This is a genomic window from Hydrogenophaga sp., from assembly GCF_036675665.1.
Taxonomy (GTDB): domain Bacteria; phylum Pseudomonadota; class Gammaproteobacteria; order Burkholderiales; family Burkholderiaceae_C; genus Hydrogenophaga.
Genome location: NZ_JAKFEO010000073.1, coordinates 1 through 22,464, shown reverse-complemented (window position 1 = coordinate 22,464; position 22,464 = coordinate 1). Strand labels below are relative to the sequence as shown.

The window sequence follows — 22,464 nt, the reverse complement described above, 5'->3', positions numbered from 1 at the left end:
GTGCTTGTTTAGCCACGCGCCACCTCAGTTCTTGAACGGGAAACGGAAACCAGCCAGAAGAGCCTTGCACTCTTCGTCGTTCTTGGCGGTCGTCGTGATGCTGATGTTGAGACCGCGCAAGGCGTCAACCTTGTCGTACTCGATCTCAGGGAAAATGATCTGTTCCTTGACGCCGACGTTGTAGTTGCCACGGCCATCAAACGAACGACCGGAGATACCACGGAAGTCGCGCACACGGGGCAGCGCCACGGTGACGAAGCGGTCCAGGAATTCGTACATCTTGGCGCCGCGAAGCGTCACCATGCAACCGATGGCCTGCTGCTCGCGGATCTTGAAACCGGCGATGGCCTTGCGGGCCTTGGTCACAACAGGCCTCTGGCCGGCGATCTTGGTCAGGTCGCCCACGGCGTTGTCCATGACCTTCTTGTCGGCAACGGCTTCGCTCACGCCCATGTTCAGCGTGATCTTGGTGATGCGGGGCACCTCCATGATCGACTTGTAGCCGAACTTCTCCACCAGGCTGGGCGCGATGGTGTCGCGGAAAATGTCTTGCAAACGTGCCATGGTCATGCCGCCTTGATTTCTTCGCCGCTGGACTTGAAGACGCGCACTTTCTTGCCGTCAGCCAGGAGCTTGATGCCCACGCGATCCGCCTTGCCCGTGGCGCCATTGAAGATGGCGATGTTGGACTGGTGGATGGGCATGGTTTTTTCGATGATGCCGCCGGTCACACCCTTCATGGGGTTCGGCTTGGCGTGCTTCTTGACGATGTTCACGCCTTCGACGACCAGCTTGCTGTCGTCGGCACGGAGCACGACCTTGCCGCGCTTGCCCTTGTCGCGACCTGCGATCACGATGACTTCGTCACCACTGCGAATCTTGTTCATGATGATTCCTCAGAGAACCTCGGGCGCCAGCGACACGATCTTCATGAACTTTTCGGTGCGCAGCTCGCGCGTCACCGGTCCGAAGATGCGGGTGCCGATGGGCTCCAGCTTGGCGTTGAGCAACACTGCTGCGTTGCCGTCGAATTTGATGAGAGCGCCGTCTTGACGACGGATGCCCTTGGCGGTGCGAACCACCACAGCGTTGTAAACCTCGCCTTTTTTGACGCGGCCACGGGGCGCTGCTTCTTTGATGGTGACCTTGATGACGTCGCCCACGCTGGCGTAACGCCGCTTGGAGCCGCCGAGCACCTTGATGCACATCACGGACTTGGCACCCGTGTTGTCGGCAACATCGAGTCGAGATTGCGTTTGGATCATTTGATTTAAGTCCCAACTTGAATCCCCCCAGCCACCACGGCCGGGAGTGATCAGTCTTGGGCCCGTCGTCGAGAACCAGAAGTGGCTAAAAGCCAGATCCAATCCCTTCCGAGTGGGCAGATTGCCTCGCTTTTTTGGAGCGAAGCCGCGCAGTATCACATGGTTTCAGCGGACTGTCAACGCGCTGGCCTGTGAAATACCTCTAAATCGCGTTGGACGCCGGCAGATATCGGGCGCACAGGTTCAAAAAGGCTTGCAGTTCCGGGTCCGTGCCCAGCTCTTGCTGGAGGATGTCGGCCACGGCGGGCGCCAGTCGGGCGGCCTCGGCAGCGTCCAGGAACAGGATGCGCGAGCGCCGGGCGAGCACGTCCTCCACCGTCTGCGCGTGCTCGAAACGCGCGGCGTAACGCACCATGGCCTCGGTCAAGCCCGCCCCCAGCACGTTGTGCGTGCCGGGGCAGTCGTTCACCAGCGCCCCATCGGAGCCATACAGGTGCAGGCCGGGCGCCGCGTGCAGGGGCGTCGCAGGGCCGGCCACGGCAGCGGCGCCTCTCAATACGTGAGAAGCGCTCTGCCCGCCTGCACGCCGGGGCAGGAGCTGGCTGGCGAAGCAGCGCTCCAGCACATCCTCGGCCATCGCGCGGTAGGTGGTCCATTTGCCCCCGGTCACGGTGATCAGGCCGTTGGCATCGGCCACGATGGTGTGTTCGCGCGACAGCACCTTGGTGCCACCCTCGGCCGCCGCGGGCGCGGCCACCAGTGGGCGCAGGCCGACCCAAAGGCTTTTGATGTCCTCGCGGCGCACGGGGCGGCTGAGCGCCTGGCTGGCCTCGCTGAGGATGAATTCGAGCTCTTCGGCGAAGGCATCGGGTTCGCGCGGCAGGTCGCGGCGGGGGGTGTCGGTGGTGCCCAGCACCAGCTTGCCGAGCCACGGCACGGCGAACAGCACGCGCCCGTCGCGCGTCTTGGGCACCAGCAGCGCATGGCCGCCGGGCATGAAATCGCGGTCAACCACCACGTGCACCCCCTGGCTGGGGCTGACCATGCGCGAGGGCGCGCCCTGGGTGGCCGCCGGCTGGGTGTGGTCTCGCAGAGCATCCACCCAGACGCCGGTGGCGTTGACCACGCAGCGCGCCCGCAGTTGACATGTGCCGCCGCCGCGCCGGTCGCTCACATCCAGCGCCGACAGCGGGGCATCGCCCCCGGCGAGCTGGCGCACCGCCGTCACTTCGGCGTAGTTCAAGACATGGGCTCCGGCGGCCTCGGCGCTGCGGGCAAGCGCCAGCGCCAGGCGCGCGTCGTCGAACTGGCCGTCCCAGTACTTGACGCCGCCGCGCAGCCCATCGGGATTCACCCCCGGCAAGGCCTGCAGAGTCTGCGCGCGGCTGAGGAATTCGGTGCGCCCGAGTCCCGCGGAGCCTGCCAGCAGGTCGTACAACTTGAGGCCGATGCCGTAAAACGGGGTCTGCCACCAGTGGTAGGACGGCATGACGAAAGGCAAGGGCTGCGCGAGATGCGGCGCGATGCGCAGCACTGTGGCGCGCTCGGCCAGGGCTTCGCGCACCAGGGCCAGGTTGCCCTGCGCGAGGTAACGCACGCCACCGTGCAGCAGCTTGGTGGAACGGGATGATGTGCCGCCAGCGAAGTCGTGCGACTCCAGCAGCACGACGGAAAAGCCGCGCAGAGCAGCATCGAGCGCCACCCCGAGGCCGGTGGCACCGCCACCGACGACCGCCAGGTCGTACACACCGTGGTGGGGCAGCGATTCAAACAGTTCTGCGCGTTTCATGGAAAGAGGGGTGACCCTCTGCACCAGGGTGGCGCAGAGGGTGGGTTGCTACAAAAATCGATGCATCAGATCAACGGGCCTTGCCATTCTTCCATGCATTGAGCAGCTGGTCGTAGGCGATGGTCTCGCCCTTGGGCTTCTCGTTGGCCAGTTTCTTCCAGGGCGCTGCCGTGTCGCTCAGGTACTTGTTGGGGTCGCCTTTCGGGTTGAGCTTGGGTGCGCAACGCTCCATGCCGGCGCGTTCCAGGCGGCCCATGACCTGGTCCATCTGCTCGGCCAGGTTGTCCATCGCGGCCTGCGGCGTCTTCTCGCCGGTCACGGCCTGGGCCACGTTCTGCCACCAGAGCTGGGCCAGCTTGGGGTAGTCGGGCACGTTGGTGCCAGTGGGCGTCCAGGCCACGCGCGCCGGGCTGCGGTAGAACTCGACCAGACCGCCGAGCTTGGGCGCCATGTCGGTCATGGCCTTGCTCTGGATGTCGCTCTCGCGGATCGGGGTCAGGCCGACGATGGTCTTCTTGAGCGACGTGGTCTTGGCGGTCACGAACTGGGCGTACAGCCAGGCCGCGGCGGTCTTGTTCTCGTCGTGCTTCTCGAAGAAGGTCCACGAGCCCACGTCCTGGTAGCCGTTCTGCATGCCCTGCTTCCAGTACGGGCCGTTCGGGCCGGGCGCCATGCGCCACTTCGGCGTGCCGTCGGCATTGACCACCGGCAGGCCGGGCTTGGTCATGTCGGCGGTGAAGGCGGTGTACCAGAAGATCTGCTGCGCGATCTGGCCCTGGGCGGGTACCGGGCCGGCTTCACCGAAGGTCATGCCGGTGGCTTCCTTGGGCGCGTACTTCTTCATCCAGTCCACGTACTTGGTGAGCGCGTACACGGCGGCGGGCGAGTTGGTGGCACCCCCACGCGAGACGCTGGCGCCCAGTGGCGTGCAGCCGTCGGCCGAGGCGCGGATGCCCCACTCATCGACCGGCTTGCCGTTGGGGATGCCGACGTCGGCGGTGCCGGCCATCGAGAGCCAGGCATCGGTGAAGCGCCAGCCCAGGGACGGGTCCTTCTTGCCGTAATCCATGTGGCCATAGATCGGCTTGCCGTCGATGGTCTTGACGTCTTCGCTGAAGAAGGCGGCAATGTCTTCGTAGGCGCTCCAGTTCAATGGCACGCCCAGGTCGTAGCCGTACTTGGCCTTGAACTTGTCTTTGAGGTCCTGGCGCGCGAACAGGTCGGCGCGGAACCAGTAGAGGTTGGCGAACTGCTGGTCGGGCAGTTGGTAGAGCTTCTTGTCGGGGCCGGTGGTGAAGCTGGTGCCGATGAAATCCTTGATGTCCAGACCCGGGTTGGTGTACTCCTTGCCCTTGCCGGTCATGTAGTCGGTCAGGTTCATGATCTTGCCGTAGCGGTAGTGCGTGCCGATCAGGTCGGAGTCGCTGATCCAGCCGTCGTAGATCGACTTGCCCGACTGCATCGAGGTCTGCAGCTTCTCGACCACGTCGCCTTCTTGAATCAGGTCGTGTTTGACGGTGATGCCGGTGATCTCGGTGAAGGCCTTGGCCAGCGTCTTGCTCTCGTACTCGTGCGTGGTGATGGTCTCCGAGACCACCGAGATCTCTCTCACGCCCTTGGCCTTGAGCTTGGCTGCGGCGTCGATGAACCACTTCATCTCGGCGGCCTGCTGGGCCTTGCTCAGGGTGGAGGGCTGGAACTCGCTGTCGATCCACTTCTTGGCTGCGGCCTCGTCGGCCCAGGCGGGCAAGGAGCCCATGGCGAGCAACGCTGCCAGGGCCAGAGGGGTGTGTCGCAATCTCATGTTGTCTCCTCGATCGGTGTGCTTCCCCGGTGTGTGACAGGTCTCGGCCCCGGGGAAGCAATGGGCCGAATACCGAAGACCATGGAGCGATCAGCCCTTGCGCAGCGCCAGCAGCAGCCAGGCCATGGACGCGACGAAGGAGATCCAGATGCTGGGCTCCTGCTCCAGCGACAGCCATTGCGTGAGCCAGCCCGCCAGGCCGATGAAGGCCAGGTTGATGTAGGCCGCACCGAGCAGGCCGATGAAGAGGCGGTCACCGCGTGTGGTGACCATGGGCAGGAAACCCTTGCGCTCGACCGTGGGCGACTTGATTTCCCACACGGTCATGCCGATGAGCATGAGCACGATGCAGGTGAAGAAAACGGCCACCGGTGTGGTCCAGACCATCCACGTAAACATAAAACCCCCAGTCAGTTGGGGTCAGAGCACGCTGCGCGTGGTCTGACCCGCAAAGTTTCAAACACGCCCCATCGCAAAGCCCTTGGCGATGTAATGCCGCACAAACCAGATGACGATCGCGCCCGGCACGATGGTGAGCACGCCCGCCGCGGCCAGCGTGGCCCAGTCCATGCCGCTGGCACTCACCGTGCGCGTCATGGTGGCCACGATGGGCTTGGCGTTGACGCTGGTGAGCGTGCGCGCCAGCAGCAGTTCGACCCAGCTGAACATGAAGCAGAAGAACGCCGCCACGCCCACGCCGGCCTTGATCAGCGGCAGGAAGATGGTGAAGAAGAAGCGCGGGAAGCTGTAGCCATCGATGTACGCCGTCTCGTCGATCTCACGCGGGATGCCGCTCATGAAGCCTTCGAGAATCCACACCGCCAGCGGCACGTTGAACAGCAGGTGCGCCATGGCCACGGCGATGTGTGTGTCCATCAGGCCGAGCGTGGTGTAGAGCTGAAAGAACGGCAGCAGGAACACCGCGGGCGGCGTCATGCGGTTGGTCAGCAACCAGAAGAACACATGCTTGTCGCCCAGGAAGCGGTAGCGCGAGAACGCATAGGCCGCCGGCAGCGCCACAGTGAGCGAGATCACGGTGTTGATGCCGACGTAGATCAGGCTGTTGATGTAGCCCGAGTACCAGGACGGGTCGGTGAAGATGGTCTTGTAATTGGCCCAGGTGAACTCGGCCGGCCACAAGGTGAACGCCGACAGGATTTCCTGGTTGGTCTTGAAGCTCATGTTGACCATCCAGTAGATGGGCAACAAAGCAAAGATCAGGTAGGCGATGAGGAACAGCGTCCTCTTTCTGAAGCGTCGGTTATCCATGGAGCCCCCTTGGCGCTGCGCGCCGTCCCCCCAGGGGGGAGTGATTTTTCTTGAGGCGGCTCGGCGAAAAATCATCCATGGCCCTGCTCCTTTTCCGATGTGCCCAGGCTCTGCATCCAGTTGTAGAGCACGAAGCAGAACAGCAGGATGATGAGGAAGTAGATGAGGGAGAACGCCGCCGCCGGGCCGAGGTCGAACTGGCCGACCGCCTTGGTGGTGAGGTACTGCGAGAGGAAGGTGGTGGCGTTGCCGGGGCCGCCGCCGGTGAGCACGAAGGGCTCGGTGTAGATCATGAAGCTGTCCATGAAGCGCAGCAGCACCGCGATCATGAGCACGCCGCGCATCTTGGGCAGTTGGATGTAGCGGAACACCGCCCACTTGCTGGCGCCGTCGATGCTGGCGGCCTGGTAGTAGGCGTCGGGAATGCTGCGCAGGCCCGCAAAAGCCAGCAACGCCACCAGCGGTGTCCAGTGCCAGACATCCATGGCCAGCACCGTCCACCAGGCGTGGGTGGAGTTGCCGGTGTAGCTGTACTCCATGCCGACCCACTGCAGGAAGTAGCCGAGCAGGCCGATGTCGGCGCGGCCGAAGATCTGCCAGATCGTGCCGACCACGTTCCACGGGATCAGCAGCGACAACGCCACCAGCACCAGCACGGCCGAGGACTTCCAGCCTTGCGCGGGCATGGAGAGCGCCAACGCGATGCCCAGCGGGATCTCCACCAGCAACACCGCCAGCGAAAACTGGATCTGCCGCCACAGCGCGAGGTGCAGCTCTTCGTCGCGCATCACGGCGGCAAACCACTCGGTGCCGACGAACACGCGCCGCTCGGGCGAGAAGATGTCCTGCACCGAGTAGTTCACCACCGTCATCAGCGGCAGGATGGCCGAGAAGGCCACACAGACGATGACGGGCAGCACGAGGAACCAGGCTTTCTGGTTCACGGGTTTGGTCGTATTGCTCATTCAAAAACCTCCGTGCTGCGCACTGCGGTGCGAGCTTGCTTGGGGCGGTCCGGTGCGGTGCTCATGCGATGAGTGCCTCGTCTTGGTAGAAGCAGGTGTGCTCGCCGAGCACCCGCAAATGCACCGTCTCGCCCGCCACCGGCGCGGCGGCCTCGGGTGCCAGGCGGCACTTGAGCCGGTGTTCACCGGCTTCCAGGGTGACCATCACGTAGGTGCCGATGTCCTGCACGCGCGTCACCGTCGCGGGCAAGGTGTTGGGCTCGCCGGCCTGGCCGAGCGCGAGGTATTCGGGGCGGATGCCGAGCTTGAGCGGTCCCTCGGGCAGGGTCCGACCGTTGGTGAGCGCCAGCGGCTTGTCCAGCACCACCAGACCACCGCGCACGCTGGTCGCGGGCAGGAAGTTCATGCCCGGAGATCCGATGAAGTGGCCCACGAAGGTGTGCGCCGGCCGCTCGAACAGCGCCTCGGCCGCGCCCACCTGCACCGCGCGACCGCGCGTCATCACCACCACCTCGTCGGCGAACGTGAGCGCCTCCACCTGGTCGTGCGTCACGTAGATCAGCGTGAGCTTGAGCTCGTGGTGGATCTGCTTGAGCTTGCGCCGCAGCTGCCATTTCAGGTGCGGGTCGATCACGGTCAGGGGCTCGTCGAACAGCACGGCCGACACGTCCGAGCGCACCAGGCCGCGGCCGAGAGAAATCTTCTGCTTCTGGTCGGCTGAGAGGCCCGCCGCTCGCATGTCGAGCTGGTGGCTCATCTCCAGCATCTCGGCAATGCGCCCCACCTGCAGCTTGATTTCCGCCTCGGGCACCTTGCGGTTCTTCAGCGGAAACGCCAGATTCTGCGCCACGGTCATGGTGTCGTAGATCACCGGGAACTGGAACACCTGCGCGATGTTGCGCTGCTGCGGGCTCTGGCGTGTGACATCCTGGCCATCGAAGCGCACCGTGCCCTGCGAGGGCACGAGCAGGCCCGAGATGATGTTGAGCATCGTCGTCTTGCCGCAGCCCGAGGGGCCGAGCAGCGCATAGGCGCCGCCGTCCTCGAACGTCATCTTCAGCGGCAGCAGCGCGTAGTCCTCGTCCGCTTTCGGGTGCGGCTTGTAGGCGTGTGCCAAGTCGAGTTCGATGCGTGCCATCAGCTGGCCTTTCCGGGACGCGCCGGCGAGCGCACCAGCGGGCCGTCGGCATCAAAGACAAACAGGCTGTCGGGCTGCAGGTAGAGCGTGATCGGGTCGCCCAACGGGCAGACGTGCACACCGGTGAGCTGGGCCACCAGCTCACCCACGAGGGTGTGCACGTGCACGAAGGTGTCGGAGCCCGCGATTTCGGCCAGTTCCACGCGCCCGGGCAAGGCCACGTCGCCCGGCCTGGCGACCACGCGCAGGCCACCGGCGCGCAGGCCCAGCGTGAGGCGCGTGGGCGCGTCGGCCGGCAACGGCAAGGGCCAGACCTCGCCGCCCTGTACCCGCACACCACCGGCCACCGCTTCGGCGGCCATCAGGTTCATCGGCGGGTCGCTGAAGGCGCGCGCCACGCGGATGCTCTGCGGCTGGTGAAACACCTCGGCGGTCGGGCCGTACTGCAGCAGCTCCCCGGCATCCATCACCGCGGTGTACCCGCCCAGCAGCAGCGCCTCGCCCGGCTCGGTGGTGGCGTAGACCACGGTGGAGTCGCCGGTGGCGAACAGGTGGGTGAGTTCCTCGCGAAGCTCTTCGCGCAGCTTGTAGTCCAGGTTCACCAGCGGCTCGTCGAACAGCATCAGCGGCGCCTGCTTGGCCAGCGCGCGCGCGAGCGCCACGCGCTGCTGCTGGCCGCCCGAGAGCTCCGCCGGCAGGCGGTCCAGGAACATGTCGATGTGCAGGCGCGCGGCGATGTCGCGCACCTTCTGGTCCACGTCGCGGTCACCGCGCAGGCGCATCGGCGAAGCGATGTTCTGCGCCACCGTCATCGAGGGGTAGTTGACGAACTGCTGGTAGACCATGGCCACGTTGCGCTGACGCACCGACATGCGCGTCACATCCGCACCATCGACCAGCACCCGGCCGGTGCTCGCCACGTCCAGCCCGGCCATGACGCGCATCAGGCTGGTCTTGCCGGCCTGGGTGGCACCCAGCAACACCGTCACGGCGCCAGGGGCCAGGTTCAGGCTTTGGGGGTAGAGGTGGACGGCAGGCCCGACGGTCTTGCCCACATGCTCCAGAGAAAGCTGCATTCGATTCCCAGCGTGAAAAACCGCACACCCATGATCGGATGGCATTTCGTTTGCTGGATTCTATTGTTCGTTTATGTTCCTTTTTATTCGGTACTTACCCTGATCGGGGCGAAAAAAATTTCCGTTATGTTCGGATGGCCCGCTTGCCCCACCTCACAACCGATGAACCTCAACCCCCGCCACACCCAGCTGCTCGACGAAGTGCGCGCCCACGGCCCACAGACCATCGAAGCCATGGCCGAGCGTTTCGGTGTCACGCTGCAAACGGTGCGCCGCGACGTGCAGCGCCTGGCCGAGGCCGGCCTGCTCTCGCGCTTTCACGGCGGCGTGCGCCTGCCCGGCTCGACCACCGAGAACATCGCCTACCGCCAGCGCCAGGCCATGCAGTCCGACGCCAAGGCGCGCATCGCGCGCACCGTGGCCCGCCGTGTGCCCAACGGCTGCTCGCTGATCATGAACATCGGCACCACCATCGAGGCGGTGGCGCGCGAGCTGCAGCACCACCGCGGCCTGCGCGTGATCACCAACAACCTGCACATCGCCTCGCTCATGAGCACCAACCCGGACTGCGAGGTGATCGTGGCTGGTGGCCTGGTGCGCGGCGCCGACCAGGGCATCGTGGGCGAAGCCACGGTGGACTTCATGCGCCAGTTCAAGGTCGACATCGGCCTGATCGGCATCAGCGGCATCGAGGCCGACGGCACGCTGCGCGACTTCGACTACCGCGAGGTCAAGGTCGCGCGCGCCATCGTCGAGCAGTCGCGCGAAGTCTGGCTCGCGGCCGACCACAGCAAGTTCAACCGCCCCGCCATGGTCGAGCTCGCGCGGCTGGACGACCTCGACGTGGTCTTCACCGACCTGCCACCGCCGCCCCCCTTCCACGACCTGCTGGCCGCGGGCAACGTCGAATGCGTGATCGCCGGTGTGGGCACCCCGAACGACGCGGCCATCGCCTGACCCCTCTTCCCGGAAAACACCATGACCTACCTGCTCGCCCTGGACCAGGGCACCTCCAGTTCGCGCAGCATCGTGTTCGACCGCGCTGGCCGCGTCGTCACCATGGCGCAGCGCGAGTTCCGCCAGATCTACCCGCAACCCGGCTGGGTCGAGCACGACCCGCGCGACCTGTGGCAGACGCAGCTGGAGACGGCGCGCGAAGCGCTGAAACAGGCCGGCCTGAGCGCCGGGCAGATCGTGGCCGTGGGCATCACCAACCAGCGCGAGACCACGCTGGTGTGGAACCGCTTGACCGGCGAACCGGTCTACAACGCCATCGTCTGGCAGGACCGCCGCGCCGAGAGCACCTGCGCCGAACTGCGCGAGCGCGGTTCGAGCGATACCGTGCTGAAAAAAACCGGCTTGCGCATCGACGCCTACTTCTCCGGCACCAAGCTCAAGTGGATCCTGGACCACGTGCCCGGCGCGCGCGCCCAGGCCGAGCGCGGCGAACTCGCCTTCGGCACGGTGGACAGCTGGCTGATCTGGCAGCTCACCGGCGGCGAGCGCCACGTCACCGACGTGAGCAACGCCTCGCGCACCATGCTGTTCAACGTGCACACCCGCGAATGGGACGACGAGCTGCTGGCCTTGCTCGACGTCCCGAAAAGCCTGATGCCCGAGGCACTGCCCTCGAGCGCGCATTTCGGCCAGATGAAGGCCGAGTGGCTGGGCGCGCCGCTGGAGATCGGCGGCGTGGCCGGCGACCAGCAGAGCGCCCTGTTCGGCCAGGCCTGTTTCACCGCCGGCATGGCCAAAAACACCTATGGCACCGGCTGCTTCATGCTGATGCACACCGGCGAGCGTTTCCAGGTCAGCCAGAACGGCCTCATCACCACCGCCACCGCGCAGCCGCCAGGACCTCAGCAGTACGCGCTCGAAGGCAGCGTGTTCATCGGTGGCGCGGTGGTGCAGTGGCTGCGCGACGGCCTGCGCGCGATCCAGTCCAGCAGCGAGGTGCAGGCGCTCGCCGAGAGCGTGCCCGACGCCGGCGGTGTGGTGCTGGTGCCCGCCTTCACCGGTCTGGGCGCGCCCTACTGGCAACCCGACACGCGCGGCAGCATCACCGGCCTCACGCGCGGCACCACCATCGCGCACATCGCGCGCGCCGCGCTGGAGAGCATCGCCTTCCAGAGCGCAGCCCTGCTCGACGCAATGAGCCGCGACGCGGTGGCCGCCGGCGGCGTGCCCGTGAGCGAGTTGCGCGTGGACGGCGGCGCCTGCGTGAACGACCTGCTGATGCAGATCCAGGCCGACCTGCTGGGCATCCCGGTGGTGCGGCCGGCGGTGATCGAGACCACCGCGCTCGGCGCGGCGTATCTCGCCGGCCTGCACAGCGGCGTGTACGGCGGGCTGGACGAACTCTCGAAGCAGTGGCGCGCCGAGCGCACCTTCCACCCCACGCTGTCCCGCGAGCGTGCCGCTGAAAAAATGGCGCAGTGGGAGCATGCCGTTCGACAGACCGTGGCAACTTGACGGCGCGCGACAATGGCGCGATGAACACCCCCACCCACCCCACCATCACCTTCATCGGCGGCGGCAACATGGCCAGCGCCATCGTCGGCGGCCTGATTCGTCAGAACCATCCGGCCAGCGCCTTGCAGATCGTCGAGCCTTGGGACGAACAGCGCGTGAAGCTGGCGCAGCAGTTCCCCGGCGTCACCGTGCTGCAGGCCGCCGGCCCCGCGCTCAAGCCGTCCGACCTCGTGGTCTGGGCCGTCAAGCCGCAGACCTTCAAGGACGCCGCACTCGCCAGCCAGCCGCATCTGTCCAACGCGCTGCACCTGAGCGTGGCCGCCGGCATCACCAGCGACAGCATGGCCGGCTGGTTGCAGACGCAGCGCATCGTGCGCGCCATGCCCAACACGCCGGCGCTCGTCGGCCTGGGCATGACGGGCCTGTTCGCCCGCGACGGAGCCAGTGCCGCCGACCGCGCGCTGGTGGAAGCCGTGGTGAAGACCACCGGCGATCTGGTGTGGGTGGCGGCCGAGGAACAGCTCGACGCTGTCACCGCGCTCTCGGGCTCAGGCCCGGCCTACGTGTTCTATTTCCTCGAAGCCATGCGCGACGCGGGCGCCCGCATGGGCCTGCCGCCCGAGGTGGCCTACCAGCTCGCGGTGGGCACCTTCGTCGGCGCGGCCACGCTGGCCCAGCGCTCCGACGATCCGCCGCAGACGCTGCGCGAGCGCGTCACGTCCAAGGGCGGCACGACCTACGCCGCGCTCACGTCCATGGACGCGGCGGGCGTGAAGACGAAGTTCGAAGAGGCGCTGTTCGCCGCGCAGAAGCGGGCAGAAGAACTCGGCCGCGAATTCGGCAGGTAAGCCTCGCGCGGCTCGCGGATGCCTTGTGTTCTGCGGTCAATTTGCCATTCGCGGCCAACCGTGTATTCCAGCCGCCCGCCGAGGCGGTTGTTCGTATCATCCACACACCGCAGCGCGGCGGCGGCTCAACACGATCGCCAAGGAGAACGCAGTGAAGCTCGAAGGCTCATGCCATTGCGGCAAGATCAAGTTCACAGTCGACTCAGCCGAGCCTGTTCCCTTCATGCGGTGCTATTGCTCGGTTTGCCGAAAGACCGCCGGAGCGGGTGGCTACGCCATCAATCTGGGCGCCGTCACGCGAAGCATGAAGGTCAACGGAAAGCGCCACCTGCGCATCTACCGCGCCCGCTTGCCAAACGACGGTGGTTCCGGCACGCATCTGAGCACCGCGCGACGCTACTTCTGTGCACACTGCGGAAGCGCGTTGTGGCTCTGGGACCCCACATGGCCTGAACTGGTGCATCCCCACGCGGGTGCCATCGACACGCCCCTTCCAGTGCCTCCCGAGCATGTGCACTGCATGGTTGGATCCAAAGCGCCCTGGGTCACGATCGAAGGCAAGCCCGATGATTCGCGCTTCGAGCGGTATCCGGACATGTCGCTCGCGCAATGGCATCAGAACAAGAAGCTCACCTCTCCCATCCGCGTGGGCCAAGGTGAGCGACGCGGTGACACCTGACCCTTCGCTCGAGGCCGACGCCCATCGGCATGGCACCTTGACCGCGAGGCGTTGTGGTTCTATGTTGCACCGCGCGGCCAAGGCGCCATGTCAGGCATCGCAAACCGGCCCTCTGGAGGTTCGCATCGTGAATCCACACATCACGCTCATCACGCTTGCCGTCGACGACCTCGAACGCGCAGTTGCCTTCTATCGCGACGGCCTTGGCTTCGCCACCAAGGGCATCATCGGCACCGGGATCGAGAACGGGGCCGTTGCCTTCTTCAACTTGCAGCATGGTTTGAAGCTGGCGCTCTGGCCACGCAAGAGTCTGGCCGCCGACAGTACGCTGCCGTTGCAGGCGTCAAGTTCCACCGAGTTCTCCATCGCCCACAACGTGGCTTCGCCAGCAGAGGTCGATGCTGTCATGCAGGAGGCGGCGCGCGCGGGCGCCAAGGTTGCCAAGGCTGCGCAGGCCACGGCCTATGGCGGCCATGCAGGCTACTTCCTCGACCCGGACGGCCATCTGTGGGAGGTGGCGTTCAATCCCGGATTGGCGTCACTGGGCTGAGCCGACTCAGATCTCGGCTCCGCGCTGGCGAACGGCAGCGCCCAACTGGAGACACTGCATGACGAATCCCGTGGCCAAGGCATCGCAGCTGATCAACTGCCCCATTGAAGAGGCATTCAACGCTTTCGTCGATCCAGGCAAGATCACGCAATTCTGGCTGGCGTCGACCAGTGCGCCGCTGTCCAGGAATGCGAAGGTGACCTGGCACTTCCTGGTTCCCGGTGCCGTCGAGACCGCAGTGGTTGACGAGTTTCAGCCGGCAAGGCTCATCGCGTTCACCTGGTCAGATGGAGTGAAGGTTCGCTTGGCGTTTTCCGAGCAGCCTCCGGGCAAAACCCGAGTCGCCGTGGAAGCTCAAGGCTTCTCGGGCAACGACGCGGTCGATCAGGTGGTGAATGCCACGGAAGGCTTCAGCATCGTGCTGTGCGACTTGAAGACATTGCTGGAGTCGGGGAAGTCCGCGAACCTCGTCCGGGCAAAGGCGGAACTGATCGCTGCGTCCGCCGCGTCAACAAAACGCGAGGCCTGACCACCCTTCGGTCGAGCCCACGACCGAAACGCAGCACGCTCAAACCAACCCGAGCACCACGCCCACAAACACGGTGAACCCCAGCCAGTGGTTGAGCCGGAAGGCCTTGAAGCAGCCGTCGCGGCTGCGGTCCTTGATCAGGCTGAAGTGCCACACCACCTGGGCCAGCGCCACCACCATCATGGCGCCCCACACCCAGGGATTCACCACCGTCCACAGCGCGGCCGTCCAGACCGCGAGGAACACGAGGTAGAACGCGGTGACGGCCGGCACGTCGGCGTCGCCCAGCGTGATCGCCGAGGTCTTCATGCCGATGCGCAGGTCGTCGTCGCGGTCGACCATGGCGTACTCGGTGTCGTAGGCCAGCACCCAGAACAGGTTGCCCGCGAGCAGCACCCACGCCAGCGGCGGCACCTGCGCCTGCACCGCGGCAAACGCCATGGGCACACCGAAACTGAAGGCCACGCCCAGCACGGCCTGCGGCATGGAGACAAACCGCTTGGCGTACGGATACGCCAGCGTGATGGCCAGCGCTGCGAACGACCACAGCACCGTGGGCGTATTGGTGGTCAGCACCAGCGCGAAGGCCACCAGCGCCAGCACCGCGCCCAGCGCCAGCGCTTCACGCACCGACACCTTGCCCGAGGTCACGGGGCGCTGCGCCGTGCGCTTCACGTGTTTGTCGAATTCACGATCGGCCACGTCGTTCACGCAGCAGCCCGCGCTGCGCATGAGGATGGTGCCGAGCACGAACACGGCCAGGAGATGCCAACCGGGAAACCCGCCGGCCGCCACCCACAAAGCGGACAACGACGGCCAGAGCAGCAGCAGCCAGCCCGCCGGCCGGTTCCAGCGGATCAGGTCAAGGTACAGCGAGAGGCGCGAAGGCGCCGGAGACGTCGCAGCGACCATGGTCAGAAGATCACTCCTCAAGAATCGAGCGCAGCATCCAGGCGGTCTGCTCGTGCACGGTGAGGCGCTGCGTCAGCAGGTCGGCGGTGGGCTCGTCACCGGCTTTGTCGACCACGGGAAACAGCTCACGCGCCGTGCGCGCCACCGCTTCGTGGCCCTGCACCAGGATGCGCACCATCTCCATGGCCTTGGGTGGCGTGGCTGGCACATCGGGCACCGAGCTGAGCTTGCCGAACTGCGCGTAGCTGCCCGGGGCGGCGTGGCCCAGCGAGCGGATGCGCTCGGCCACCGGGTCCACGGCTGTCCACAGCTCGGTGTACTGCGTCATGAACAAGGTGTGCAGCGAGGTGAACATCGGCCCGGTCACGTTCCAGTGGAAGTTGTGCGTGGTCAGGTACAGCGTGTAGGTGTCGGCCAGCAGCTTGGACAAGCCTTTGGCAATGGCGGCGCGGTCTTTGTCGTTGATGCCGATGTTGATGGTGGGGGCGCTGACTTTGCTGGCGGTTTTGGCCATGGGGAACTCCTGAGGGATGGTTGAAAAATCGGAGGTTACGAAAGGCGTTTGACACCCGGCAGTTCGCAGGCGTAGATGGCGTTGCGCAGCTCGGCGATGGCTTCGTAGCGTGTGAAGCTGCGCCGCCAGGCCAGCACCACGCGGCGCGTGGGCGGCTCGCCTTCGAACGGCAGGTAACGCACGTAGGACGAATCGCCGAAGTCCAACCCCGGCGTGGCCGAGCCTTCGAGCGCCGACGAGGGCACCGACAGGCGTGGCACCAGCGTCACGCCCATGCCGGCGGCCACCATGTGCTTGATGGTCTCCAGCGACGAGCCTTCGAAGCTCTTGCGGATGCCCTCGGCGTCGTTCGAGAAGCGCGCGAACTCCGGACAAACTTCCAGCACATGGTCGCGGAAGCAGTGGCCCGTGCCCAGCAGCAGCATGGTCTCGCGCTTGAGTTCTTCGTTGGTGATGAGGTCTTGTTTGGCGAGCGGGTGCGTGTGCGGCACCGCGGCCAGAAACGGCTCGTCGTACAGCGGGGCAATGGCCAGGTTGGTGTCGGGAAACGGCTCGGCCAGGATGGCGCAGTCGATCTCGCCCAGGCGCAGCTGTTCCAGCAGCTTCACCGTGAAGTTCTCCTGCAGCATGAGCGGCATTTGCGGCGTGCGGTCGATGACGTGGCGCACCAGGTCGGGCAGCAGGTAGGGGCCGATGGTGTAGATCACGCCCAGCTTGAGCGGGCCGGCCAACGGGTCCTTGCCGCGCTTGGCGATTTCCTTGATGGCCGCGGCCTGCTCCAGCACGGTCTGCGCCTGACGCACGATCTCTTCGCCCAGCGGCGTCACGCTGATCTCGTTGGCGTTGCGCTCGAAGATCTTGAGCTCCAGCTCTTCCTCGAGTTTCTTGATGGCCACCGAGAGCGTGGGCTGCGAAACGAAACAGGCCTCGGCCGCTTTGCCAAAGTGCTTTTCGCGCGCCACGGCCACGATGTATTTGAGTTCGGTCAGGGTCATGAAGATATTGTGCCCCCCCTGCGCCGCTTCGCGTCTTCCCCCCGGGGGGACCACGCCAGTGGCCCGGCAAAGCCGGTTCCACGGCGTGTGCTCGAAGGAGACACGCGCTTCGGACGCCTCAGGCTTTGAGGAACTCCGCCTTGCCGCCCAACCAGCGGGCGATGTGTTTTTCGGCCAGGTCCGGGTACTCGGTCAGCATCACCGGCGCGGCAGCGCGCGCCCATTCGAGCAGGTGGGTGTCGGTGGCGAGGTCGGCAAACCGCAGCAGCGGCGCGCCCGACTGGCGCGCGCCGAGGAATTCACCCGGGCCGCGGATCTCCAGGTCGCGGCGCGCGATCTCGAAGCCGTCGCTGGTCTCGGCCATGGCCTTCAGGCGCTCGCGCGCGGTCTCGCCCAGGCGCCCGCCATCGGGCGGCGTGTACATCAGCACGCAGGCCGAAGCCGCGGCGCCGCGGCCCACGCGCCCACGCAACTGGTGCAGCTGCGAAAGGCCGAAGCGCTCGGCGTGTTCGATCACCATCAGCGAGGCGTTGGGCACGTCCACGCCCACCTCGATCACCGTGGTCGAGACCAGCACGCCCATCTGTCCGCCCGTGAACAGCGCCATCACCGCCTTCTTTTCGGCCACCGGCATGCGCGAGTGCAGCAGGCCCACGGTAACAGTAGCCCCCCCCTGCGCCGCTGACGCGGCTTCCCCCCTCTCTGGCGCGCCTCCAGCGCTGGGAGGGGGGACGCGCCCTTGGGCCGGCAAAGCCGGACCCTCGGGTGCCATGGACAGGGACACCGCTCCCCGGAAAGGCACTGCAGGGCTGTTGAGCGCCGCGCTGAGTTCGGCGTGTGTGGCGGTCGCGTTCGAGAGATCGATCGCCTCGCTCTCCTCGATCAGCGGGCAGACCCAGTACACCTGACGGCCCTGCGCAAGCTGGCCGCGGATGCGCTCGATCACCTCGGCGCGGCGGCTGTCGGCCACCACCTTGGTCACGATGGGTGTGCGCCCGGGCGGCAGTTCGTCGATGGTGGAGACGTCGAGGTCGGCGTAGTAGCTCATGGCGAGCGTGCGCGGGATCGGCGTGGCCGTCATCATGAGGAGATGGGGCTCCCCCCCATCGCTTGCTCGCTGCGCGTAGCCGCTCCGCCCCTCAAGGGGCAACACCTGCGACCCGGCAGAGCCGGTTCCGCGGTGTTCTGGGCTGGGCTCCCCCGCTGGCGTGGCAGCACCCATCTTGCTGCGCAAGGCCAGCCGCTGCGCCACGCCGAAGCGGTGCTGCTCGTCGATGATGGCCAGCGCGAGGTTCTTGAACACCACCTGGTCCTGGATCACGGCGTGCGTGCCCACCACCAGCGCGGCCTCGCCGCTGGCGATCAGCGCGAGCATCTCGCCGCGCTGCTTTTTCTTCTGGCTGCCGGTGAGCCAGGCCACGCGTTTGCCCAGCGGCGCGAGCAGCGGTTCCAGCCAGCCGATGAGCTTGGCGAAGTGCTGCTCGGCCAGGATCTCGGTCGGCGCCATCAGCGCGCACTGCCAGCCCGCGTCGATGGCGATGGCGGCGGCCAGCGCGGCCACCACCGTCTTGCCCGAGCCCACGTCGCCCTGCAGCAGGCGGTGCATCGGCACCTGGCGCAGCAGGTCGCGGGCGATCTCTTCGCCCACGCGGCGCTGCGCGGTGGTGAGCGCAAACGGCAGCACGCCGAGCAACTGCTCGTGCAGGCCGCCGCGCGTGGCGCGCAGGGCCGGCGCGCGCAAGGCCGCGCGCTCCTGCTTGGCCGTGAACTGCGAGAGCTGCTGCGCCAGCAGTTCCTCGGCCTTGAGGCGCTGCCAGGCCGGGTGGCTGCGGTCTTCGAGCGCGTCCAGCGACACGTCCGGTCCCGGGTGGTGCAGGTAGCGCAGCGCATCGCGCAGCGTCCAGGTGCCGCGTACCACGGCGTGCAGACCACCCAGCAGCGCGGGCGGCAGCGTCTCGCCGAGGTCGGCGCGGTTCAGGCCACTGGCCACCGCCTTGCGCAGGTAGGCCTGGGGCAATTGCGCGCTGGTGGGGTACACCGGCGTGAGCGCATCGGGCAGTTCGCCGCCAGCCGCGTGGAATGCGGGATGCACCATGGTCCAGCCCAGAAAGCCGCCGCGCAGCTCGCCACGCACCCGCACCTGCGCGCCCACGGCCAGCGTCTTCTGGTGCGCGGGATAGAAGTTGAAGAAGCGCAGCGTGCAGGTGTCGGTGCCGTCGTCCAGCGTCACCAGCAGCTGGCGGCGCGGGCGCTGCGTGATCTCGCTGCGCGTGACCGTGCCCTCGATCTGCGCCAGTTGCCCGTCGCGCGCCTCGCGCAGCGTGATGATGCGGGTTTCGTCCTCGTAGCGCAGCGGCAGGTGCAGCGCCAGGTCGATGTCGCGCACCAGCCCGAGCCGGTGCAAGGCCTTCTGCGGGGCAGAGAGTGGCTTGCGGGCGGGGGTGGCATCGGGCATGGGACAATTCTGCCCGCATCGCTTCACCCTTCCTTTTCACTTGGCACGGGCTTCGTCCAGCCCTCAAGCAGCATGACGCACACCGCTTCCCCCGCGAACTTCCCCACGCGCGCATTCACCGTCGCGGATTTCGATTTCCACCTCCCCACCGAGCTGATCGCCCAGCACCCCGCACCCGAGCGCAGCGCCTCGCGCCTGCTCGACGGCACCGCTGGCGCGCCGGTGGACCGCATCTTTCGCGCGCTGCCCGGGTTGCTGAACGAAGGTGATCTGCTGGTGTTCAACGACACGCAGGTGGTCAAGGCCCGGTTGTTTGGCCAGAAGGCCAGCGGGGGCCAGCTGGAGATGCTGATCGAGCGCGTGCTGCTGCCGCATGAAGCCAGCGACGGCTCGGCACACGAGGTGGTGGCCCACCTGCGCGTGAGCAAGAAGCCCCGACCCGGCGGCCGGCTGCACATGGCGGGCGGCCTGCGCGGCGGTGGGTTCGACGCGGTCTTCCTCGGCCGCTGGCCGGACGAACAAGGCCAGTTGTTCCGTTTCCGCCTGCACGGTCCGGCGGACGAAACACCGTATGAGCTGATGGCGCGCCACGGTCATGTGCCGCTGCCGCCGTACATCACCCACACCGATGAAGCCGACGACGAGCGCCGCTACCAGACCGTGTTCGCGCGTGTGCCCGGCGCGGTGGCCGCGCCCACCGCCGCGCTGCATTTCGACGAAGCCGTGCTGGCCGCGCTCGACGCGCGCGGGGTGCAGCGCGCCAGCGTCACGCTGCACGTGGGCGCGGGCACCTTCGCGCCCATGAAAGCGGGCCGCATCGAAGACCACGTGATGCACCACGAGCGCTATGCGATTCCACCCGAGACGCTGCAGGCGATCGCGGACTGCCGCGCGCGCGGCGGCCGCGTGGTCGCCGTGGGCACCACCACCGTGCGCACGCTGGAGAGCTGGGCGCGGTCAGGACAGACCGAGGGCGACACCAACATCTTCATCACGCCGGGTTTTGAGTTCCAGGTGGTGGACGCGATGGTCACCAACTTCCACCTGCCGCAGTCCACGCTGATGATGCTGGTGAGCGCCTTCGCCGGTTTTGACCGCATTCGCACGCTGTACGAGCACGCCATCGCGCAGCGCTACCGTTTCTTCAGCTATGGCGACGCCATGCTGCTGCGCCGTTCGTGAGGAGCCAGGCGATGCGCGCCGTCCTGTTCGCCCTGGTTGCACTGTTGCTGTCGCACGCCGCGCCGGCCGCCGGGCCGCGTTACGCCGAAAGGGCCACGTGCGACGGGCACCCGGGCCTGGCACTGAGCGTGCCCACCGGCTGGTGCGCGGGCCTGGTGGCCGACGCGCGTGACGGCCTGCGCATGCCGCGCCGCCTGCTGGCCGTGGCACCGCACCGGTTCTGGATCGTGGACATGGGCAACTGGGAGCCGCGCCGGGGCCGCCTGCTCGAGCTGCGCACCGACATCGCGCGCGGCCAGCCCGGGCGTGTGCGTGTGCTCGCCACCGGCCTGGACCGCCCGCACGGTTTGGCCCAAGGCCCGGACGGCCGCATCTACGTGGGCGAAGCCGGCACCGTGTGGCGCACACCGGTGGGCGACACCGTGCAGCGACAGGACGTGATCACCGGCCTGCCCACGGGTGGCGCACACCCGCTCAAGGAACTGGCCTTCGCGCCCGATGGCCGGCTGCTGGTGAACATGGGCTCGCTCACCGACGCCTGCCGGGGCGACGACCAGCAGCAACCCCTGCCCTGCCCCGACCTCACCGGCCCGCAGCCGGGCGCCGCCGTCTACGTGGCCATGTTCGCGGGCGCCGACTTTGAGCTGCAAAGTTTCAAACCCCTCGCCACCGGCCTGCGCAACTCGCTCGGCCTGGCCGGCACCAGCGCGCGCGACGGCACGGTGCGCCTGTGGCAGGCGGAGAACTCCATCGACTACACCGATGCAACCTTGCCCGCCGAAGAGCTCAACGAATTGAAGGACGGCGCGTCCTACGGCTGGCCCTATTGCGTGAGCGACGCGCGTGGCAAGGCCGTGCCGGCGCGCGGCTACGAAGGTCGGACGCGCTGCGGCAATCAGGTCGCGGCGCACGCGGCCTGGCCGGCACACGTGGCACCGCTGCAGTTGCTCACCGCGCCGAAACACGTTTCCACCGGCCCCTTCGCCGGCCGCCTGCTCGCGGTCTGGCATGGCTACCGCGCGAACGGCCACCGCATCGTGGCCTGGCGGCTCGACGAACACGGCCGCCCCAGCGGCGCGCGCGAAGACCTGGTGAGCGGCTGGCACGCACAAGCGGGCGTGCGCCCACTGGGCTCGCCCGCGGGCACCACCTTCGACGCCGAAGGCCGCCTGTGGATCGTCGAAGACCGCAACCGCAGCGTGATCGTCATCGCGCGCCAACCCTGAACATTCCCCAGAGAGTCCCACCATGCTCCAGTTCGACCTGCTCACCACCGACCCGCACAGCCACGCCCGGCGCGGCCGCCTCACGCTCAACCACGGCGAGGTGCAGACGCCCATCTTCATGCCCGTGGGCACCTATGGCACCGTCAAGGGCGTGATGCCGCAAAGCCTGCACGACATGGGCGCGCAGATCATCCTGGGCAACACCTTCCACCTCTGGATGCGCCCGGGCCGCGAGGTGATGAACAGCTTCGGCGGCCTGCATGCCTTCGAGCAGTGGCACAAGCCCATCCTCACCGACTCGGGCGGCTTTCAGGTCTGGTCGCTCGGTGCCATGCGCAAGATCACCGAAGAAGGCGTGACCTTCGCCAGCCCCGTCAACGGCGACAAACTCTTCATGTCGCCCGAGGTCAGCATGGACATCCAGACCGGCCTGAACAGCGACATCGTGATGCAGCTCGACGAGTGCACACCGTACGAGACCAACGGCCACCTCACCACCGAGGCGGAAGCGCGCAAGAGCATGGAGATGAGCTTGAGGTGGGCCAAGCGTTCGCAGGACGAATTCGCCCGGCTGGAAAACCCCAACGCGCTGTTCGGCATCGTGCAGGGCGGCATGTTCGAGCACCTGCGCCAGGAATCGCTGGACGCGCTGGTCGCCATGGACTTCCCCGGTTACGCCATCGGCGGCGTGAGCGTGGGCGAGCCGAAAGAGCAGATGCTGCAGATCATGGCGCACACGCCGCACCGCCTGCCCGCGCACAAGCCGCGTTACCTCATGGGCGTGGGCACGCCCGAA

Annotated in this window: 23 protein-coding genes; 9 read left to right on the top strand and 14 right to left on the bottom strand. The window is 66.8% G+C overall.

Annotated features, from left to right (window positions below):
- Positions 1-24: 24 nt before the first annotated feature.
- The 10 genes from rplE to V6M63_RS18980 form a co-directional block, all read right to left on the bottom strand.
- Positions 25-564 (bottom strand): 50S ribosomal protein L5, encoded by a 540-nt coding sequence (gene rplE, locus V6M63_RS19025; protein WP_056269101.1) that lies wholly within the window; start codon positions 562-564, stop codon positions 25-27.
- A 2-nt stretch (positions 565-566) separates the two neighbouring features.
- Positions 567-887: a 50S ribosomal protein L24 gene (rplX, locus tag V6M63_RS19020; protein WP_069045173.1), complete on the bottom strand. Its 321-nt coding sequence runs from the start codon at positions 885-887 to the stop codon at positions 567-569.
- 9 nt (positions 888-896) lie between these two features.
- A complete protein-coding gene (rplN, locus tag V6M63_RS19015; RefSeq protein ID WP_056268999.1) occupies positions 897-1,265 on the bottom strand; it encodes a 50S ribosomal protein L14 in 369 nt (122 codons plus the stop codon).
- Between the two features lie 202 nt (positions 1,266-1,467).
- On the bottom strand, positions 1,468-3,054 hold the full coding sequence (locus V6M63_RS19010) for a glycerol-3-phosphate dehydrogenase/oxidase (protein ID WP_332744396.1): 1,587 nt from the start codon (positions 3,052-3,054) through the stop codon (positions 1,468-1,470).
- A 70-nt stretch (positions 3,055-3,124) separates the two neighbouring features.
- The gene (locus V6M63_RS19005; protein WP_332744394.1) at positions 3,125-4,858 is read right to left on the bottom strand and encodes an ABC transporter substrate-binding protein; all 1,734 of its coding nucleotides are present in this window, start codon (positions 4,856-4,858) and stop codon (positions 3,125-3,127) included.
- A 90-nt stretch (positions 4,859-4,948) separates the two neighbouring features.
- Entirely contained in the window at positions 4,949-5,257 is a 309-nt protein-coding gene (locus tag V6M63_RS19000; protein ID WP_332744392.1) for a DUF2160 domain-containing protein, read from the bottom strand.
- Between the two features lie 57 nt (positions 5,258-5,314).
- Complete coding sequence (locus V6M63_RS18995; protein ID WP_332744390.1) at positions 5,315-6,127, bottom strand: carbohydrate ABC transporter permease; 813 nt, start codon at positions 6,125-6,127, stop codon at positions 5,315-5,317.
- A gap of 71 nt (positions 6,128-6,198) precedes the next feature.
- Entirely contained in the window at positions 6,199-7,092 is an 894-nt protein-coding gene (locus tag V6M63_RS18990) for a carbohydrate ABC transporter permease (RefSeq protein ID WP_332744388.1), read from the bottom strand.
- A 61-nt stretch (positions 7,093-7,153) separates the two neighbouring features.
- Entirely contained in the window at positions 7,154-8,230 is a 1,077-nt protein-coding gene (locus tag V6M63_RS18985; protein ID WP_332744386.1) for an ABC transporter ATP-binding protein, read from the bottom strand.
- Positions 8,230-9,306: an ABC transporter ATP-binding protein gene (locus V6M63_RS18980; protein ID WP_332744384.1), complete on the bottom strand. Its 1,077-nt coding sequence runs from the start codon at positions 9,304-9,306 to the stop codon at positions 8,230-8,232. Before V6M63_RS18980 ends, V6M63_RS18985 begins: the two co-directional genes overlap by 1 nt.
- 162 nt (positions 9,307-9,468) lie before the next feature.
- Between V6M63_RS18980 and V6M63_RS18975 the strand changes: the two genes are divergently transcribed.
- The 6 genes from V6M63_RS18975 (at position 9,469) to V6M63_RS18950 (ending at position 14,384) form a co-directional block, all read left to right on the top strand.
- On the top strand, positions 9,469-10,263 hold the full coding sequence (locus V6M63_RS18975) for a DeoR/GlpR family DNA-binding transcription regulator (RefSeq protein WP_332744382.1): 795 nt from the start codon (positions 9,469-9,471) through the stop codon (positions 10,261-10,263).
- 21 nt (positions 10,264-10,284) lie between these two features.
- Positions 10,285-11,778, top strand: coding sequence for a glycerol kinase GlpK (gene glpK / locus V6M63_RS18970; protein ID WP_332744380.1), 1,494 nt, complete (start codon positions 10,285-10,287; stop codon positions 11,776-11,778).
- Between the two features lie 20 nt (positions 11,779-11,798).
- Positions 11,799-12,626, top strand: a complete 828-nt coding sequence (gene proC, locus V6M63_RS18965; protein ID WP_332744378.1) for a pyrroline-5-carboxylate reductase — start codon at positions 11,799-11,801, stop codon at positions 12,624-12,626.
- A 151-nt stretch (positions 12,627-12,777) separates the two neighbouring features.
- A complete protein-coding gene (locus tag V6M63_RS18960) occupies positions 12,778-13,305 on the top strand; it encodes a GFA family protein (protein ID WP_332744376.1) in 528 nt (175 codons plus the stop codon).
- Between the two features lie 127 nt (positions 13,306-13,432).
- The gene (locus V6M63_RS18955; RefSeq protein WP_332744374.1) at positions 13,433-13,855 is read left to right on the top strand and encodes a VOC family protein; all 423 of its coding nucleotides are present in this window, start codon (positions 13,433-13,435) and stop codon (positions 13,853-13,855) included.
- A gap of 58 nt (positions 13,856-13,913) precedes the next feature.
- A complete protein-coding gene (locus tag V6M63_RS18950; RefSeq protein ID WP_332744372.1) occupies positions 13,914-14,384 on the top strand; it encodes an SRPBCC domain-containing protein in 471 nt (156 codons plus the stop codon).
- A gap of 39 nt (positions 14,385-14,423) precedes the next feature.
- Here V6M63_RS18950 and ubiA read toward each other — a convergent pair whose 3' ends face one another.
- The 4 genes from ubiA to V6M63_RS18930 all read right to left on the bottom strand — a co-directional run bounded on the left by ubiA (position 14,424) and on the right by V6M63_RS18930 (position 19,260).
- A complete protein-coding gene (gene ubiA / locus V6M63_RS18945) occupies positions 14,424-15,296 on the bottom strand; it encodes a 4-hydroxybenzoate octaprenyltransferase (RefSeq protein ID WP_332744370.1) in 873 nt (290 codons plus the stop codon).
- A 10-nt stretch (positions 15,297-15,306) separates the two neighbouring features.
- Entirely contained in the window at positions 15,307-15,810 is a 504-nt protein-coding gene (locus tag V6M63_RS18940) for a Dps family protein (RefSeq protein ID WP_332744368.1), read from the bottom strand.
- A 35-nt stretch (positions 15,811-15,845) separates the two neighbouring features.
- On the bottom strand, positions 15,846-16,805 hold the full coding sequence (locus tag V6M63_RS18935) for a hydrogen peroxide-inducible genes activator (protein WP_332744366.1): 960 nt from the start codon (positions 16,803-16,805) through the stop codon (positions 15,846-15,848).
- A gap of 118 nt (positions 16,806-16,923) precedes the next feature.
- Entirely contained in the window at positions 16,924-19,260 is a 2,337-nt protein-coding gene (locus V6M63_RS18930; RefSeq protein WP_332744364.1) for an ATP-dependent DNA helicase RecG, read from the bottom strand.
- A gap of 72 nt (positions 19,261-19,332) precedes the next feature.
- Between V6M63_RS18930 and queA the strand changes: the two genes are divergently transcribed.
- The 3 genes from queA to tgt all read left to right on the top strand — a co-directional run.
- The gene (queA, locus tag V6M63_RS18925) at positions 19,333-20,442 is read left to right on the top strand and encodes a tRNA preQ1(34) S-adenosylmethionine ribosyltransferase-isomerase QueA (RefSeq protein WP_332744362.1); all 1,110 of its coding nucleotides are present in this window, start codon (positions 19,333-19,335) and stop codon (positions 20,440-20,442) included.
- Positions 20,443-20,453: 11 nt separating this feature from the next.
- On the top strand, positions 20,454-21,668 hold the full coding sequence (locus tag V6M63_RS18920; protein ID WP_332744360.1) for a PQQ-dependent sugar dehydrogenase: 1,215 nt from the start codon (positions 20,454-20,456) through the stop codon (positions 21,666-21,668).
- 22 nt (positions 21,669-21,690) lie between these two features.
- Positions 21,691-22,464, top strand: a 774-nt coding sequence (gene tgt, locus V6M63_RS18915; protein WP_332744358.1) for a tRNA guanosine(34) transglycosylase Tgt, incomplete at its 3' end; no start/stop codon positions are given.